The sequence below is a fragment of the Niveispirillum sp. BGYR6 genome, assembly GCF_027568365.1.
GTDB lineage: Bacteria > Pseudomonadota > Alphaproteobacteria > Azospirillales > Azospirillaceae > Niveispirillum.
This window is the reverse complement of the sequence record NZ_JANLNL010000003.1, coordinates 72896-88758: the sequence shown is the minus strand read 5'-3', so window position 1 is coordinate 88758 and position 15863 is coordinate 72896. Positions and strand designations below refer to the sequence as shown.

The 15863-nt window shown below is 65.0% G+C and carries 15 protein-coding genes; 12 read left to right on the top strand and 3 right to left on the bottom strand.

What is annotated here, in order from left to right; all coding sequences use genetic code 11:
* The first annotated feature begins 34 nt into the window (after positions 1 to 34).
* The 10 genes from murC (at position 35) to recN (ending at position 12544) form a co-directional block, all read left to right on the top strand.
* Positions 35 to 1468 (top strand): UDP-N-acetylmuramate--L-alanine ligase, encoded by a 1434-nt coding sequence (gene murC / locus PCJ49_RS08575; protein ID WP_269910578.1) that lies wholly within the window; start codon positions 35 to 37, stop codon positions 1466 to 1468.
* Positions 1468 to 2403, top strand: a complete 936-nt coding sequence (gene murB / locus PCJ49_RS08570; RefSeq protein WP_269910577.1) for a UDP-N-acetylmuramate dehydrogenase — start codon at positions 1468 to 1470, stop codon at positions 2401 to 2403. Before murC ends, murB begins: the two co-directional genes overlap by 1 nt.
* Positions 2404 to 2631: 228 nt before the next feature.
* Positions 2632 to 3567, top strand: a complete 936-nt coding sequence (locus PCJ49_RS08565) for a D-alanine--D-alanine ligase (protein WP_269910576.1) — start codon at positions 2632 to 2634, stop codon at positions 3565 to 3567.
* A complete protein-coding gene (locus PCJ49_RS08560; RefSeq protein ID WP_269910575.1) occupies positions 3555 to 4469 on the top strand; it encodes a cell division protein FtsQ/DivIB in 915 nt (304 codons plus the stop codon). Before PCJ49_RS08565 ends, PCJ49_RS08560 begins: the two co-directional genes overlap by 13 nt.
* Positions 4470 to 4481: 12 nt before the next feature.
* Positions 4482 to 5762 (top strand): cell division protein FtsA, encoded by a 1281-nt coding sequence (ftsA, locus tag PCJ49_RS08555; protein WP_089286395.1) that lies wholly within the window; start codon positions 4482 to 4484, stop codon positions 5760 to 5762.
* Between the two features lie 162 nt (positions 5763 to 5924).
* Positions 5925 to 7631 carry a cell division protein FtsZ gene (gene ftsZ, locus PCJ49_RS08550; RefSeq protein WP_269910574.1) on the top strand — a complete coding sequence of 569 codons (1707 nt, stop codon included), beginning with the start codon at positions 5925 to 5927 and terminating at the stop codon, positions 7629 to 7631.
* A gap of 353 nt (positions 7632 to 7984) precedes the next feature.
* Positions 7985 to 8884, top strand: coding sequence for a UDP-3-O-acyl-N-acetylglucosamine deacetylase (gene lpxC, locus PCJ49_RS08545; protein ID WP_269910573.1), 900 nt, complete (start codon positions 7985 to 7987; stop codon positions 8882 to 8884).
* Between the two features lie 178 nt (positions 8885 to 9062).
* Positions 9063 to 9842: a transporter substrate-binding domain-containing protein gene (locus PCJ49_RS08540; protein WP_269910572.1), complete on the top strand. Its 780-nt coding sequence runs from the start codon at positions 9063 to 9065 to the stop codon at positions 9840 to 9842.
* Positions 9843 to 9981: 139 nt separating this feature from the next.
* Positions 9982 to 10809 carry an outer membrane protein assembly factor BamD gene (locus PCJ49_RS08535; protein WP_269910571.1) on the top strand — a complete coding sequence of 276 codons (828 nt, stop codon included), beginning with the start codon at positions 9982 to 9984 and terminating at the stop codon, positions 10807 to 10809.
* A 40-nt stretch (positions 10810 to 10849) separates the two neighbouring features.
* The gene (recN, locus tag PCJ49_RS08530; RefSeq protein WP_269910570.1) at positions 10850 to 12544 is read left to right on the top strand and encodes a DNA repair protein RecN; all 1695 of its coding nucleotides are present in this window, start codon (positions 10850 to 10852) and stop codon (positions 12542 to 12544) included.
* A gap of 101 nt (positions 12545 to 12645) precedes the next feature.
* On the opposite strand, the gene pal is transcribed toward recN, so the two are convergent.
* Both pal and PCJ49_RS08520 read right to left on the bottom strand, forming a co-directional pair.
* Entirely contained in the window at positions 12646 to 13188 is a 543-nt protein-coding gene (pal, locus tag PCJ49_RS08525; RefSeq protein ID WP_269910569.1) for a peptidoglycan-associated lipoprotein Pal, read from the bottom strand.
* Positions 13189 to 13382: 194 nt separating this feature from the next.
* On the bottom strand, positions 13383 to 13994 hold the full coding sequence (locus PCJ49_RS08520; RefSeq protein WP_269910568.1) for a YqgE/AlgH family protein: 612 nt from the start codon (positions 13992 to 13994) through the stop codon (positions 13383 to 13385).
* A 163-nt stretch (positions 13995 to 14157) separates the two neighbouring features.
* Here PCJ49_RS08520 and PCJ49_RS08515 point away from each other — a divergent pair, with 163 nt between their 5' ends.
* Positions 14158 to 14640 carry a peroxiredoxin gene (locus PCJ49_RS08515; RefSeq protein ID WP_089286385.1) on the top strand — a complete coding sequence of 161 codons (483 nt, stop codon included), beginning with the start codon at positions 14158 to 14160 and terminating at the stop codon, positions 14638 to 14640.
* A 44-nt stretch (positions 14641 to 14684) separates the two neighbouring features.
* On the opposite strand, the gene PCJ49_RS08510 is transcribed toward PCJ49_RS08515, so the two are convergent.
* The gene (locus tag PCJ49_RS08510; RefSeq protein WP_269910567.1) at positions 14685 to 15236 is read right to left on the bottom strand and encodes a DinB family protein; all 552 of its coding nucleotides are present in this window, start codon (positions 15234 to 15236) and stop codon (positions 14685 to 14687) included.
* A 76-nt stretch (positions 15237 to 15312) separates the two neighbouring features.
* Between PCJ49_RS08510 and bcp the strand changes: the two genes are divergently transcribed.
* On the top strand, positions 15313 to 15777 hold the full coding sequence (gene bcp, locus PCJ49_RS08505) for a thioredoxin-dependent thiol peroxidase (RefSeq protein ID WP_269910566.1): 465 nt from the start codon (positions 15313 to 15315) through the stop codon (positions 15775 to 15777).
* Positions 15778 to 15863 lie beyond the last annotated feature (86 nt).

Genomic DNA, 15863 nt, shown 5'->3' with positions numbered 1-15863 from the left:
CGGCCTTCTTGATTTTCTGTTTGGAGTTTAAGCCATGCGGGCCCTGCCGCTGAACATCGGAACCCTGCATTTTGTCGGCATTGGCGGTATCGGCATGTCCGGCATCGCCGAGGTGCTGCACAATCTGGGCTATGCGGTCCAGGGCAGCGACATGTCCGATAACTATAATGTGCAGCGGCTGCGCAAGCTGGGCATCAAGGTGGAGATCGGCCACCGGGCGGAAAACCTCGGCACCGCAGCGGTGCTGGTCATCTCTTCCGCTGTGAAGAAGGACAATCCGGAGGTGGTGGCCGCCCGCGCCGGCATGATCCCGGTGGTACGTCGGGCGGAAATGCTGGCGGAGCTGATGCGGCTGAAATGGTCCATCGCCGTGGCCGGCACCCATGGCAAGACCACCACCACCAGCATGGTGGCGGCCTTGCTGGAAGGCGGGGCGATGGACCCGACCATCATCAATGGCGGCATCATCAATTCGCTGGGCACCAACGCCAAACTGGGCAGCGGTGACTGGATGGTGGTGGAAGCCGATGAAAGCGACGGCACCTTCACCAAGCTGCCCTCCACCATCGGCATCGTCACCAATATGGACCCGGAGCATCTGGACCATTACGGCACGTTCGAGGAGGAGCGGAAGGCGTTCGACCGGTTTGTCGAGAATATCCCCTTCTACGGTTTCGCGGCGCTGTGCATCGATCATCCGGAGGTCCAGGCCATGCTGGGCCGGGTGGACCGCCGCGTCGTCACCTATGGCTTCTCGCCCCAGGCCGATGTGCGCGCCATCAATGTGGTGACCGATACCAGCGGCTGCGCCTATGACGTGGCGGTCAGCGACCGCGCGCGGGGGGAATCACGGGGGGAGGCGCGCACCATCACCGGCATCCATCTGCCGATGTATGGCCTGCATAACGTCCAGAACTCCCTGGCCGCCATTGCGGTGGCCATCAATCTGGGCATCAGCGACGAGGCGATCCGCCAGTCCTTCGCCAAATTCAGCGGGGTGAAGCGCCGCTTCACCAAGACCGGGGAAAGCAATGGCATCGCCGTGATCGATGATTACGGCCATCACCCGGTGGAAATCTCCGCCGTGCTGAAGGCGGCCCGCATGGCCGGCACCGGCCGCACCATCGCCGTGGTGCAGCCGCACCGCTATAGCCGCCTGCAAAGCCTGTTCGGCGATTTCTGCACCTGCTTCAACGATGCCGACACCGTGCTGGTGGCGGATGTCTATGCCGCCGGTGAACAGCCGATTGCCGGCGCCTCCCGCGATGATTTGGTAGAGGGGCTGCGCGTGCGCGGCCACCGCGACGTGCGCGCGCTCACCGGCCCGGATGCCCTGCCCGCCCTGGTAAAGGACATCGCCAAGCCCGGTGACATGGTGGTGTGCTTGGGTGCGGGCACCATCACCCAATGGGCCAATGCCCTGCCGGCTGAGCTGGACAAGCTGTTTGCCATCGGGGGTGCCGACTGATGGCCGCCTCCCCGCTGCTCGACCGGATCAAGGAACAGGCCCCCGACCTGCGCGGCCGGCTGGTGGCCGACGCGCCGCTGGGGCCGACCACCTGGTTCCGCGTCGGCGGCAATGCCGAGCTGCTGTTCCGTCCGGCCGACCGGGATGATCTGGCCTATTTCCGTGCCCGCTGCCCCGCCGATGTGCCGGTGACGGTGATCGGTGTGGCGTCGAACCTGCTGGTCCGCGATGGCGGGGTGCCGGGTGTGGTGATCCGCCTGGGCGGCGCCTTTGCCGAAATTCATGTCGAAGGCGAAATGATCATTGCCGGCGCTGGCGCGCTGGATTTGAACGTGGCGCTGACGGCCCAGCAGGCCGGGCTGACGGGGCTGGAATTCCTCTCCGGCATTCCCGGCACCATCGGCGGGGCCATCCGCATGAATGGTGGCGCCTATGGCGGGGAACTGGTGGATGTGATCGACTGGGCCGAAGGGGTTGACGGCAAGGGCCATATCCGGCGCTGGACGCGCGATGAACTGCACCTGACCTACCGCCATTGCGGCGTTCCGGACGATGTCATCTTCACCGCCGCCGCCCTGCGCGGCCGGCCCGATGACAAGGACGCCATCCAGGCGCGGATTGAGGCGATCCAGCGGACCCGCGCCGACAGCCAGCCGGTGCGCGCCCGCACCGGTGGTTCCACCTTCGCCAATCCTGAAGGGCACAAGGCCTGGCAGTTGATCGATGCCGCTGGTTGCCGGGGTTTGACCATCGGCGGGGCACAGATCAGCGAAAAACACTGCAATTTCCTGATCAATCTGGGCGATGCCACGGCTGAGGATATCGAGTCCTTGGGCGAGGAGGTACGCCGCCGCGTGAAAACGCAGAGCGGCATAGACTTGCGTTGGGAGATACGGCGGATCGGCGTACCCCGTTCGCATGGGGGGGCCGGATGAACGCGTTCACCCACCTCCTCCCCCCTGACCTTCGGCTTAGCGCCCTCGGCTTTTTTGAAAGCGGCGCAGATTGCCGCTTGCGACCGTTGGGCGCCTCGCTTACACCGGATTTTGTGGGCGGATATGCTGGCCGTCACACAAAATCTTGCGTTTGTGCAAAAGTTGCCGAAATGTTCGGCCATTACGCCCGCATCCTGGTGTATGCGGGCCGTGGGGGAGTTTGGTGTGATGGGTGAGACGAACGCGAAGCATGTCGCCGTCCTGATGGGTGGCTGGTCTGCCGAGCGCGAAGTGTCGCTCGTCAGCGGAAGCAATATTGCCACGGCGTTGGAAGACAAGGGCTACCGCGTCACCCGTGTGGATGTGAAGCGCGACCTGCCGTCCCTGATCGCCGCCCTGTCCCACCCGCGCCCGGACGCAGTGTTCAATGCCCTGCACGGGCGGGGTGGGGAGGATGGGCTGATCCAGGGTGTGCTGGAATATCTGGGCCTGCCCTATACCCATTCCAGCGTCAAATCCTCTGCCATCGCCATGGACAAGGAAATGACCAAGCGCCTGCTGGCCACCGCCGGAATGCCGGTGGCCGATGGCGTGGTGGCGACCAAGGATCAGGTGCTGGCCGGCCATGTGCTGCCCCCGCCCTATGTGGTGAAGCCGGTGGATGAGGGCTCATCCGTGGGCGTGCGCATCGTCAAGGTGGGCGATAATTTCACCGTGCTGGCGGAAGATGCCTGGGTCTATGGCGACAAGGTGCTGGTGGAACAGTTCGTCCCCGGTCGGGAACTGACGGTCGGCATCATGGGGGATGAGGCGCTGGCCGTTACGGAGATCGTGCCGACGCAGAATTTCTTCGACTATACCGCCAAATATACCGATGGCGGCGCCACCCATATCTGCCCGGCGCAGATCCCGGCAGAGGTGGCGGCAGAGGCCAAGCGCCTGGCGCTGCTGGCCCATCGGGTACTGGGCTGTGAGCCGGTATCCCGCTCCGATTTCCGCTGGGATGACAGCAAGCCCGGCGTCAGCGGCCTGTGTTTTCTGGAAACCAACACGCAGCCGGGCTTCACGCCGCTGTCGCTGTTGCCGGAACAGGCCGCCGCGCGCGGCATCGCCTATGCCGATCTGTGCGCCTGGATAGTGGAGCGAGCCCGATGCCACGTGTGACGCACCCCGACGCCATCCCCGACAATCCACGGGCCCGCTTCGCCGAAACGGCGCGGCGGGCCACATTGCGTGCAGCGCAGGAGGCCAATCGCCGCCGCGCCATGCCGCGCTGGGCCGGCCCTGCCATGCGCATCGGCCGCACGGCCTCCCCCTTGCTGCTGCTGGCGGCCGTGGGGGGCTGGGCCTGGGCCAGTGGGCAGGCCGCCATGCTGACCTCCCTGGTGACCGACAAGTTCATGCACGCATCAATGGATGCCGGCCTGTCGGTCGGGGAAGTTTTTGTGCAGGGGCGCAAACGCACGGCGAAGACCGACATGCTGGCAGCCTTGGGCGTGCAGCGTGGCAGCCCGATCCTGGCCTTTGATCCCCACACTGCCCGGCTGGCGCTGGAACAGATCCCCTGGGTGGCGGAAGCGCGGGTGGAACGCCGCCTGCCGGACACGATCTTCATCGCCATCAAGGAACGCAAGCCGATGGCGCTGTGGCAGCATGACCGGCAATTGCGGCTGGTGGATGCCGATGGCGTGGTGCTGACGGACGAAGACCTGTCGCGCTGGCCCAACCTGCCCATGCTGGTGGGGGCCGATGCGCCGGCGCGCGGGCCGGAACTGCTGCGCCAACTGGCGGCGGAAAAGACCATCGCCGACCGGGTGGAGGCCGCCATCCTGGTGGCTGGCCGGCGTTGGGATCTGAAACTGAAGAATGGCATTGATGTGCGCCTGCCCGAACATGAGGTGCCGGAAGCCCTGCACCAGCTGGCGCTGATCCAGCAGACCAATCAGGTGCTGGACAAGGATGTGGTGTCGATCGACCTGCGGATGCCCGACCGGTTGGCCATCCAGACCTCGGCCATGGCGGCCGACCTGCGGCGCAAGCCGCCGGAAAAGAAGCAGAAGATCTGAGGGGCGGCGGACATGGCATTTCCCGGCGCACTGAATACCCGCAAAGGCCCGCGCAAGGTGACGCGCGGCGGCACCATCGCGGCCCTGGATGTGGGCTCGACGAAGGTGGTGTGCTTCATCGCCAAGGTGGACGATCCCGGCTCCATCCGCGTGGTCGGCATCGGCCATCAGGTCAGCCGGGGCGTACGCTCCGGCGGCATTGTCGATATGGAAGCGGCGGAGACCGCCATCGGTACCACCGTCCATGCGGCGGAAACCATGGCGGGTGAGCAGATCCGCCAGGTGCTGGTCAGCCTGTCCGGCGGCCAGCCGGAAAGCCAGACCCTGACGGTGGAAACCCCCGTGATCGGGCCGGAAATCGCCGATGCCGATGTGCGCCGGGCCCTGGCCCAGGCCCGCCGGCTGGATGTATCGGCCGATGCCGAGCTGATCCATTCCATCCCCGTCGGCTATGCCATTGACGGGTCCAAGGGCATCCGCGATCCGCGCGGCATGGTGGGCGAACGGCTGGGCGTGCGGATGAATGTCGTCACCGCCGCCGCCAGCCCGGTGCGCAACCTGACCACCTGTGTCGGGCGCTGCCATCTGGGGGTGGAGGGGTTTGTGATGAGCCCCTATGCCTCCGGCCTGTCCTGTCTGGTCGAAGATGAGATGGATCTGGGCGTCACCCTGATCGATATGGGCGGCGGCACCACCAGCATCGCCGTGTTCAATGATGGCAAAATGGTCTGGTGCGACAGCATTCCGCTGGGCGGTGTGCATGTCACCAATGATATTGCCCGCGGCCTGACCACCACGGTGGTGGATGCCGAGCGGCTGAAGACCCTGCATGGCAGTGCCGCCGCCGCCGTCTCTGACGAGCGGGAGATGATCGACGTCCCCCAGGTGGGGGAGGAAGAGCGCGGCCAGGGCAACCATGTGCCGAAATCCTATCTGGTCAGCATCATCCAGCCCCGGCTGGAGGAGATTTTTGAGCTGGTGCGCGGCCGGCTGGAAGGGTCGGGCTTTGCCAAGGCCGCCGGCCGCCGCGTGGTGCTGACCGGTGGCGGCAGCCAATTGGCCGGCGTGCGCGAACTGGCCGCCAATGTGCTGGACAAGCAGGTGCGGCTGGGCCGCCCGCTGCGTATCGGCGGGCTGGCCAGCAACCTGTCGGGCCCGGCCTTTGCCTCTGCCGCCGGCCTGCTGGCCTATGCGATGCAACAGACCCATGAGATGCCGGCCCTCAGCCCGCTGGACGAGAAACCGTCCAGCCTGTGGGGCCGGGTGAACCTCTGGCTGCGGGAGAATCTGTAAAGATGGAACCGCCGCCATGATGGATCGCCGACGAAGACCGTGCTTTCAGGCCAGCGCCCGCCCACCGGCAGCCAAAGCCTGATCCCCCATTTCCCCGATGATTCGGCCCTGCCCCAGGGCCACCGCCCAAGACCCCCTCCCCCGCCAGAGGAGTTGCCCCAAATGAGCCTGAAACTCGGTATCCCCAGCGTCGAAGTACAGACCAAACCCCGCATCACCGTATTCGGTGTCGGCGGTGCCGGCGGCAATGCCGTCAACAACATGATCCGTTCCAATCTGGAAGGGGTCGAGTTTGTGGTCGCCAATACCGACGCCCAGGCCCTGCAGGGCAATCTGGCCACCAAGCGGGTTCAGTTGGGCTCCACCATCACCCGCGGCCTGGGGGCCGGTTCGCGCCCCGATGTCGGCCGTGCGGCGGCGGAAGAGCAGCTGGAAGAGATTCTGGGCCATCTGAACGGCACCAACATGTGCTTCATCACCGCCGGCATGGGCGGTGGGACGGGTACGGGCGCTGCGCCCGTCATCGCCCGCGCGGCGCGTGAACAGGGCATTCTGACTGTCGGCGTAGTGACCAAGCCCTTCAATTTCGAAGGGGCGCACCGTATGCGCACGGCCGAATCCGGTATCACGGAACTGGCCCAGTATGTCGACACGCTGCTGATCATCCCCAACCAGAACCTGTTCCGCATCGCCACGGAGAAGACCACCTTCGCCGATGCCTTCAAGCTGGCCGACGATGTGCTGCACGCGGGCGTGCGCGGTGTCACCGATCTGATGGTGATGCCGGGCCTGATCAACCTGGACTTTGCCGATATCCGCACCGTGATGAGCGAGATGGGCAAGGCGATGATGGGCACCGGCGAGGCGGAGGGCGACAACCGCGCCATCGACGCCGCCGAAGCCGCCATCAACAACCCGCTGCTGGATGATATCAGCATGAAGGGTGCCCGTGGCGTGCTGATCAACATCACCGGCGGTCATGACATGACCCTGTTCGAGGTGGATGAGGCGGCCAACCGCATCCGCGACGAGGTGGACCCCGAAGCCAACATCATCTTCGGTTCCACCTTCGATGAACATATGTCCGGCAAGATGCGGGTGTCGGTCGTCGCCACCGGTATCGATAATGCTGGCCAGCAGGTGCGCCCGGTGGCCCAGCCGCAGCCCCTGCCGGCCGCCAATGCCGCCGCCCGGCGTCCCGGTGCCCCCTCGGTGCCGCCCGTCCCGGCCGCTACCGCCGCAACCGCCAACGGCATCCCCGCCCGCCCGGTCATGCAGCCGGCCGGCATTCCCGGTGCCGCCGCCACGCCGCATTATCCCGCCATGACCCCGGCCCCGCTGCCGGGTGCTGTGCCGATGCAGCCGGCCCCGCTGGCGCCCCAGCAGCCGGCCGCCATGGCAGAGGCCGCCCCCGCTGCTGAACCGGTGGCGGAAGCTGCCGCCCACCATGCCCCGGTGACCCAGGAACTGCGCCCGGTGGATATGCGCCCGCCGGCACCGGCACGGCGTGACGATGCCTTCATCCCGCCGCGTCCGGCGGAAGGGGCGCCGCGCAGCAATAACCATGTGCCGGAGCGCTTCACCCCGCCGCCGGCGGAAAAGAAGGCCGGGCTGTTCAGCCGGATGTTCGGCCTGGGTGGCGGCAATCAGGCGGCCCAACGGTCGCAGCCGGCCCCCGCACCGCAGGCCCAACCGGCGCCGCAGTTCCAGCCCCAGCAGTCCCGCGCGGCTGCCCAGCCGGCACCGGCCCCGGTGCCGCAAGCGGCCCCGCAGGCCCATCCGGCCGAGGCCGCCCCCCGCGCCAAGGCCCCGCAGAGCGAAGAGGATATGCTGGACATCCCGGCCTTCCTGCGCCGTCAGGCAAACTGAACATCGTTCGCAATCAAGGCTTTATCGCGTTGCATCATGAAGGGCCGGCCCGGCGGGGGCCGGCCCTTCTGTTTTGCCCTTAACCGATCTGGGCAAAATTGTGACGTCAGATCATACTGTTATCCGACAGGTGCGTAACAATCGGTAATAAAGAGTGATTTGTGTCTTGCCGGGACAGGCGTCATGGTGAGGTCGTGAAGGGATGCCATTGCTGCGTTGCAACGCCCCGTGAATGGGACGCCCGGTGGGAAGGGAACGCGACGCAAACCCCAACCAGGGAAGGGTGGGGGCAAGGCAACGGGATCGCTTCGCATGGGGGCACTGTCTAGATTGATCGGAAAAGGGGACATACCATGTCCTGGCAACAGACTCTGAATTCCACGATCGATTGCATGGGCATCGGCCTTCATTCCGGCCGTCGGGTCCATCTGACTCTGTGCCCGGCCCCGGTCGATACCGGTATCGTTTTCATCCGCACTGATCTGCCGGAAGGCCAGGGGATCATCCCCGCCCGCTGGGATCTGGTGGTGGATACCCGTCTGTGCACCCTGATGCGCAACGAACATGGCGCCACCATCGGCACGGTCGAACATCTGATGGCCGCGCTGCGCGGCTGCGGCATCGACAATGCCTATGTGGAGGTAAGCGCCGCCGAAGTGCCGATCATGGATGGCAGCTCGGCCCCCTTCATCTTCCTGATCGAATGCGCCGGCACCCGCGTGCAGGAAAAGCCGCGCCGCGTGATCCGCGTGCTGAAGGAAGTCAGCGCCGTCGATGGCGACAAGAAGGTGACCTTGAGCCCGGCCCCGACCTCCAGCTTCCGGGCGGAGATCATCTATGACAATACCGCCCTGATCCGCCGCCAGGAAGGCAGCCTGCGGCTGACCGACCCGGCCAGCTTCAAGGTTGAAGTGTCGGCCGCCCGCACCTTCGGTTTCGCCCATGAGGTGGAACAGATGCGCAAGGCCGGTCTGGGCCTGGGCGGGTCGCTGGATAATGCGGTGGTCATCGATGGCGACCATGTGCTGAATGAAGGCGGCCTGCGCTTCCAGGACGAATTCATCCGTCACAAGATCCTGGACGCGGTGGGTGACCTCTATCTGGCCGGTGGCCAGATCCTGGGCCATTACCACGGCATCCGTGGCGGTCACGGCATGAACAACGCCGTCCTGCGCGCCCTGTTCGCCGATCCGGCCAATTACCGCATCGAAGATGCCCCGGTCTGGCAGGAAGAACTGGCCACGGTTGCCTGATCTCCCGCGCGGTTTCCGCGACACCGCTCTTTTACCTGCATTTTCTGCCCGGCCGGACATCCATGATGTCCGGCCGGTGTCATTTTGGCCGGCGGCAATCCAACGGATAGTTCATAAAGTCGTCGCGGAACCCATATAGGATCGGTCATCCTGTTCCAGACACTCACGCGCTCAGGCCATGATCCAGCATCGCGCCTTTCGTCTTGTCCTTTTGCTGATCGGCCTGGGCTGGTTTCCGGGCTCTTCCGCCATGGCACAGGCACAGACGGGGCCTTCGGTGCGGCTGGCCAGCCTGGACTGGCCACCCTTCACCGGCCCGAACCTGCCCGCACAGGGGCGCTCCACTGCCATCGTTCAGGCCGCCCTGGCGGGGGCGGGCCTGGCGCTGCAGGTGGATTTTTTGCCCTGGCAGCGGGCGCTGACCAGCGGCCTGCATGACCCCGATTTTCAGGGTTATTTCCCGGAATATCGGGATGCCACGATGGCACGCCACTGCCTGCTGTCGGAGCCGATTGGCAGCAGCCCGCTGGGTTTTGCCGAACGGGTGGATGCACCGGCACCCTGGACACAGCTCCCCGATCTGGCCGGACGGCGCATCGGTACCGTGCGCGGCTATGTCAATAATCCGGAATTCGATGCCCTGGCCGCCGCCGGCGGGCTGAACGTTGAACCGGCGGTCGATGACGCCACCAACCTGCGCAAGCTGGCGGCGGGCCGGCTGGATCTGGTGGTGATTGACAGCAATGTGCTGTCATATCTGCTGGCCACCGACCCGGACCTGATTCCCCACCGCGCCGCCCTGCGGCTGAATGGCCGGCTGCTGGAGGAAAAAAGCCTGCATGTCTGCTTCCGCAACGACGACGCGGGCGCTGCTTTACGGGCCCGCTTTGACGAATCTCTGCGCCATTTGCCGGAAATTCAGGCCGGACAGAACGCCGCGCGCCCTGATCTGCGCTGAAATGCCTTTGTTCCGCCAGGATTTGGCGGCAAAAGCGTGCATGTAATGATAGCGCGTCGTTTGCCGCTTGGCGGGTGCCGTCCCGCGCGTGCTATAAGGCTTCCCGCATTCATGCCCCAGAGCTTGGTTGTCATTGCCGATGCTTCGCACGCCCCGCACCGTCCGCCCGTCCGCCGTCGCCCGTTACCTGGTGCCGGCCGCCTTGCTGCTCCTTACCGCCTGCTCGGGCAAGAAGGAGGAGATCCCCTATGTCGAGCGGCCGGTGGAGCAGATCTACACCGAGGCGTCCAACGCCATCGACAATAAGAACTATACCAAGGCGGCCCTGCTGTTCGACGAGGTCGAGCGCCAGCACCCGTACAGCCAATGGGCGGTGCGGGCCAAGCTGATGTCTGCCTATTCGCACTATGAGGCGATGAAGTATGACGATGCCATCGCCGCCCTGGATGGTTTCATCGCCCTGCATCCGGGCAACCGCAATGCGCCCTATGCCTATTATCTGAAGGCGCTCTGCCAGTATGAGCGCATCACCGACGTGCGCCGCGACCAGAGCACGACGGAAGAGGCGCTGAAGGCCCTGAATGAGGTGGTGCGCCGCTTCCCCACCACGCCCTATGCCCGCGATGCCAAGCTGAAGATCGATCTGACGCGCGACCATCTGGCCGGCAAGGATATGGAAGTCGGGCGCTTCTATCTGAATACCGGCGAATATGTCGCCGCCATCAAGCGCTTCCGCCGGGTGATCGACGAGTATCAGACCACCAGCCATGTGCCCGAAGCCCTGCACCGCATGGTGGAGGCCTATCTGGCCCTGGGCATCCGGGAAGAGGCGCAGGCCAATGCCGCCCTGCTGGGCCATAATTATCCCGGCAGCGTCTGGTATCAGGATACCTATGCCCTGATGAACCGGGCCGCGCGCGGGGAAAAGCCCTCCTTCCTGACCCGCGCCTGGGACTGGATGTTCTGATCTGATCCAAGCCGCTTCATAAACGTCCGGGAATGATCCGATGCTGGTGACGCTCTCGATCCGCGATGTGGTGCTGATCGAACGGCTGACACTGTCGTTCCAGGCCGGTCTCTGCGTGCTGACGGGGGAGACCGGGGCCGGCAAGTCGATCCTGCTGGATTCGCTGGGGCTGGCGCTGGGTGCGCGCGGCGATAGCGGGCTGGTCCGCCATGGCAGCGAGCAGGCCAGCGTGACGGCGGAGTTCGATCTCAGCCGCACGCCGGACCATCCCGCCTTCGCCATCCTGCGCGAACAGGATCTGGAGGTGGAGGATACGCTGGTGATCCGCCGCACCCTGACGGCGGATGGGCGTTCCCGCTGTTTCGTCAATGATCAGCCGGTGGGGGTCACCCTGCTGCGCCGGCTGGGCGAAACGCTGGTGGAGGTGCATGGCCAGTTCGATACCCATGGCCTGCTGGACCCGCGCACCCACCGCGACCTGCTGGATGATTATGTGCAGTTGGCCGACCGCCAGCAGAAGGTGTCGGCCTCCTGGCGGGCCTGGCGGCAGGTGGAACAGGCGCGGCTGACCGCTGCCGACGATGCCGCCCGCGCCCGTGCCGAGGAAGATTACCTGCGCCATGCGGTGGAGGAGCTGGACCAGCTTGACCCCAATGAGGGGGAAGAGACGGGGCTGGCCGAACAGCGCGTGGTGCTGCAGCACCGGGAAAAGCTGATTGAGGGCATCAATCAGGCTAACGGGGAACTGTCCGGCGAACGCGGGGCCGAACGGGCGCTGGCCAGCGCGTTGCGCACCCTGTCCCGGCTGGCGGAAAAGGCCGGTGGCCGGCTGGACCCGGTGATCAGCGCCCTGGATGAGGCCGCCAATGATGTGGGCGAGGCCGCGCGTTCGCTTCAGGCCCTGTCGGCCGACATGGATACCGATGGCGGCAATCTGGACAAGATCGAGGAGCGGCTGTTTGCATTGCGCGCCGCCGCCCGCAAGCATGGCACCGACGTCGACGGGCTGGTGACCCTGCGGGCGGAAATGGCGCGCAAATTGTCGCTGATCGAAGATCAGGGCGACCTGTTGCAGAAGCTGGCCGCCCAGGCGGAAACCGCCAAGGCCGCCTATCTGGAGGCCGCCAAGGCCCTGTCGGCCGCCCGCACGAAGGCGGCATCCAAGCTGGATCAGGCGGTCGCCGCCGAGTTGAAGCCGCTGAAGCTGGAAAAGGCCCGATTCGTCACCAAGGTGGAACCGCAGGGGGAAGAAGGCTGGGGGCCGCACGGCATCGACGATATCGCCTTCCAGGTCGCCACCAATATCGGCAGCCCGCCGGGCCCGCTGGCCAAGATTGCCTCCGGCGGTGAACTGGCCCGCTTCATGCTGGCGCTGAAGGTGGTACTGGCCCAGGTGGGTACGGTGCCGACGCTGGTATTTGACGAGGTGGATACCGGCGTGGGCGGGGCCGTGGCCGATGCCATCGGTGAACGGCTGGCCCGGCTGGGTGACCATAATCTGCAGGTGCTGGTGGTCACGCACAGCCCGCAGGTGGCCGCCCGTGGCGCCCACCATTGGAATGTGCGCAAGAAGGCAGCCGGCGGCCGCACGGTGACCGAAGTGGTGCCGCTGTCCACCGCGGAGCGGCTGGAAGAACTGGCCCGCATGTTGTCGGGTGCCGAAATCACCGAGGCCGCCCGTGCGGCAGCGCAAAGCCTGCTGGCCGGGCGCAACGCCTCCCCCACCCTCTTTTAACGTTCGCCCGTGCCGGTCCCGATGGGAGAATGCCATCGGGACCAGTGCATGAAGAGAACACGAAACCTCCCTGGATCGGTCACGATCAAGGGAGGGTGGGATCAGTTCACCACACTCACCGCGCGGCGGTTCTGGTCCCAAACGGCCTGGCCGCTGCCGGCCACGGCCGGGCGTTCCTTGCCAAAGCTGACCGTCTGCAGGCGGCTGGCTTCAATGCCGCTGGCGATCAGGTAACGGCGCACCGAATCCGCCCGGCGCTGGCCCAGCGCCAGATTATATTCGCGCGTGCCGCGCTCATCGGCATGGCCTTCAATGGTCAGGCTGATATTGGGGTTGCTGCGCAGAAAGGCGGCCTGCTTGTCCAGCGTGGCCGTGGCCTCCGCCGATACTTCAAACTGGTCCACTGTGAAGAAGACCCGGTCGCCGATGCTGGCCAGCTGCTGCTGCGGGGAGAGGTTGCTGTTCAGCGTGCTGCTGTCCACCGGGGTGGCGCCATAGCCCTGCCCCTGGCCGGCGGTTCCGGCCGCTGCCGCATCATAGGCGCCGCTGCCATTGCGCGTGGCGCCGGCCTTGTCATCCCGCACGCCGGCGCAGGCGGCCAGCAGCATCATCGGGGCCAGCAACAGAAGGTGGGAAGGCTTCATGGTGGTCTCTCGCATCCTTATTGGCTTTCGCGGGCGGGCGGTCCGGCACCCATCCAGGCACACCCAGCGCCCAGAACAGCCCATGATTGCGTCTGGAGTAAGACGAAAGACGGGCAAGGCCGGGGCCGACCGCAGCCGCGCGGGTCCGCGCGGCCGGATCGTTAACACAACAGCCGCCCCCTCGGATCAAAAGATCAGGCGTGGCCGATATCGGCGGAGAGCATGGACAGGTCGATGCCCAGCCGGGCCAGCGTGCGCTCCCATTTATGATCCAGGTCGGGATCGAACAGCAGGGCGGCATCGGCCGGCACGTTCAGCCAGCCATTGGCCTGCATCTCCTGATCCAGCTGGCCCGGCCCCCAGCCGGCATAGCCCAGGGCCAGGAAGCCCTTTTTCGGCCCCGCCCCTTCCGCCACGGCGCGCAAAATATCCACCGTGGCGGTCAGCACCACCTCTTCCGTCACGGCCATGCTGCCTTCGCGCAGGTAATCGGCACTATGCAGCACAAAGCCGCGGCCGGTTTCCACCGGGCCGCCATAATGGACGCGCAGGCTGCCGCGGGGCTTCTCCACCTCCACATGCAGCTGTTCCAGCAGGTCGGGGAAGGCCACGCCCTGGAACAGGCGGTTGACCACCAGCCCCATGGCCCCTTCCCCGCTATGGGCGCAGATATAGATGACGGTGCGGGCGAATCGCTCGTCTGGCATCTGTGGCATGGCAACCAGGAACTGCCCGGCCAGCGAATCACCAGACGGGTTAACCGGCTTGTCCGGCCGGTCAGCGGCTTGTTTGATGGGCTGCTTCATGGGCATCGGCTCAACAGGATAATGGGGGGAATGATATCAGTCTCCATGCGAAGAATGTGGGTTAATTTCCCGACTGATCCATCCCCACCTTGCCGTCGGGCGGTCCACAGCCTAGAACCTATGCATCATCCACCCACACGCACCCCATGGGGAGAACCAAGCGATGACCCTTAAGGTTGGCGACCGCGTTCCGTCGGTCACCCTGAAGCATCTGACTGAGTCGGGTATGCAGGAGATCAGCACGGACGATCTGTTCAAGGGCAAGAAGGTGGTGCTGTTCTCGGTGCCGGGTGCCTTCACCCCCACCTGCTCCGCCAAGCATCTGCCCGGCTTTGTCGATAATGCCGAGGCGCTGAAGGCCAAAGGCGTTGAAGAAATCGTCTGCCTGGCCGTGAATGACCCATTCGTCATGCAGGCCTGGGGCAAGGCCAACAACACCGCCGGCAAGGTCACCATGCTGCCCGATGGCAATGGCACCCTGACCAAGGCCCTGGGCCTGGAAATGGATGGCACCGCCTATAATCTGGGCCATCGCGGCCAGCGCTTCGCCCTGGTGGCCGACGATGGCGTGGTGACCCGCCTGGAAGTGGAAAAGCCGGGCGCGTTCGAAGTGTCCAGCGCTGACTACATCCTGAAGCAGCTGTAATCAGCAGCAGGACAGGCGCCGGCTGCGGCCGGCGCCTGTTTGCTTCATTCCCCGTCCCAGGGTTCATCCTGCGCCACAATCCCCAGCGAACCGTCGAACAGGGCCGGCATGGCCACCAGATCGGTGACGCCGGGATCAACGCCCAATTGCTTCATCAGCGTGGTCGCCTGACCGCGATGGTGGGTGCCATGGTTCAGCATATGGGTCACCAGCACCCAAGCCGGCATGACGCGCTGGCGACGCGCCAGCTTGCTGCCATAACGCAGCGGTGCTGCCAGCCATTCCACCGTCAGCTGATTTTCCGCCCAGTGCAGCATATGCGCATCGGCCGCGGCACGCTGTGCCACCAGATCATCCCAGGCCGGGCAGATCAGCCCATCGGGGCTGGGCTGCAGCACAGGGCTGCCGATGAAACGCTGCATCCAGATCAGATCGCCCCATAGCAGGTGATCCAGCGTGCCATGCAGCGATTTGAAGAAAGCCCCCATGTCGCGGCGGCGATCGCTGTCGGGGATGGCGGCACTGGCCTCCAGCAGGCGGCGGTTCATCCAGCTTCCATAGACCACCATGGTCCGCACATAATCGATATTGATCATTTCCCTGCCCTTTTTTGACGCTGCTGGTGGGCTAATTGATAGCCGTCCCATCGTCAACCCATCGGAGAAAACTGATATGACCCTTTCCATCGGTGCAATGGCACCGGATTTCACCCTGCCGACGGATGGCAATGGCAGCGTCACCCTGTCGGCACTGCGCGGCCGCAATGTGGTGATCTATTTCTATCCCAAGGATGATACGTCCGGCTGCACGGCGGAAGCCTGCGGCTTTGGCGAGAGCCTGCCGCATTTCGAAACGGTGGATGCCACCATCATCGGCATTTCCAAAGACAGCGTGGCCAGCCATGACAAGTTCAAGGCCAAGTACAAGCTGCCCTTCATCCTGGCATCCGACGCCGACAGCGACGTGACGGAGCAGTTCGGTGCCTGGGTGGAAAAAAACATGTATGGCAAGAAATATATGGGCATCGAACGCTGCACCTTCCTGATCGACAAGGAAGGCGTGGTCCGGCAAATCTGGCGCAAGGTGAAAGTGCCCGGCCATGTGGAGGCTGTATTGAAGGCGGTACAGTCTCTTTGAGGTTTTATAACAGTCGTTCTATACGGCTGGTCAAATTGACAGAATGGTGCTGACACCCGATTGTTCGTTTACGGGCAACCTCGGAA

Coding starts and splice junctions, on each gene's coding strand:
- murC (WP_269910578.1), top strand. CDS start 35: ATGCGGGCCCTGCCGCTGAACATCGGAACCCTGCATTTTGTCGGCATT.
- murB (WP_269910577.1), top strand. CDS start 1,468: ATGGCCGCCTCCCCGCTGCTCGACCGGATCAAGGAACAGGCCCCCGAC.
- PCJ49_RS08565 (WP_269910576.1), top strand. CDS start 2,632: ATGGGTGAGACGAACGCGAAGCATGTCGCCGTCCTGATGGGTGGCTGG.
- PCJ49_RS08560 (WP_269910575.1), top strand. CDS start 3,555: ATGCCACGTGTGACGCACCCCGACGCCATCCCCGACAATCCACGGGCC.
- ftsA (WP_089286395.1), top strand. CDS start 4,482: ATGGCATTTCCCGGCGCACTGAATACCCGCAAAGGCCCGCGCAAGGTG.
- ftsZ (WP_269910574.1), top strand. CDS start 5,925: ATGAGCCTGAAACTCGGTATCCCCAGCGTCGAAGTACAGACCAAACCC.
- lpxC (WP_269910573.1), top strand. CDS start 7,985: ATGTCCTGGCAACAGACTCTGAATTCCACGATCGATTGCATGGGCATC.
- PCJ49_RS08540 (WP_269910572.1), top strand. CDS start 9,063: ATGATCCAGCATCGCGCCTTTCGTCTTGTCCTTTTGCTGATCGGCCTG.
- PCJ49_RS08535 (WP_269910571.1), top strand. CDS start 9,982: ATGCTTCGCACGCCCCGCACCGTCCGCCCGTCCGCCGTCGCCCGTTAC.
- recN (WP_269910570.1), top strand. CDS start 10,850: ATGCTGGTGACGCTCTCGATCCGCGATGTGGTGCTGATCGAACGGCTG.
- pal (WP_269910569.1), bottom strand. CDS start 13,188: ATGAAGCCTTCCCACCTTCTGTTGCTGGCCCCGATGATGCTGCTGGCC.
- PCJ49_RS08520 (WP_269910568.1), bottom strand. CDS start 13,994: ATGAAGCAGCCCATCAAACAAGCCGCTGACCGGCCGGACAAGCCGGTT.
- PCJ49_RS08515 (WP_089286385.1), top strand. CDS start 14,158: ATGACCCTTAAGGTTGGCGACCGCGTTCCGTCGGTCACCCTGAAGCAT.
- PCJ49_RS08510 (WP_269910567.1), bottom strand. CDS start 15,236: ATGATCAATATCGATTATGTGCGGACCATGGTGGTCTATGGAAGCTGG.
- bcp (WP_269910566.1), top strand. CDS start 15,313: ATGACCCTTTCCATCGGTGCAATGGCACCGGATTTCACCCTGCCGACG.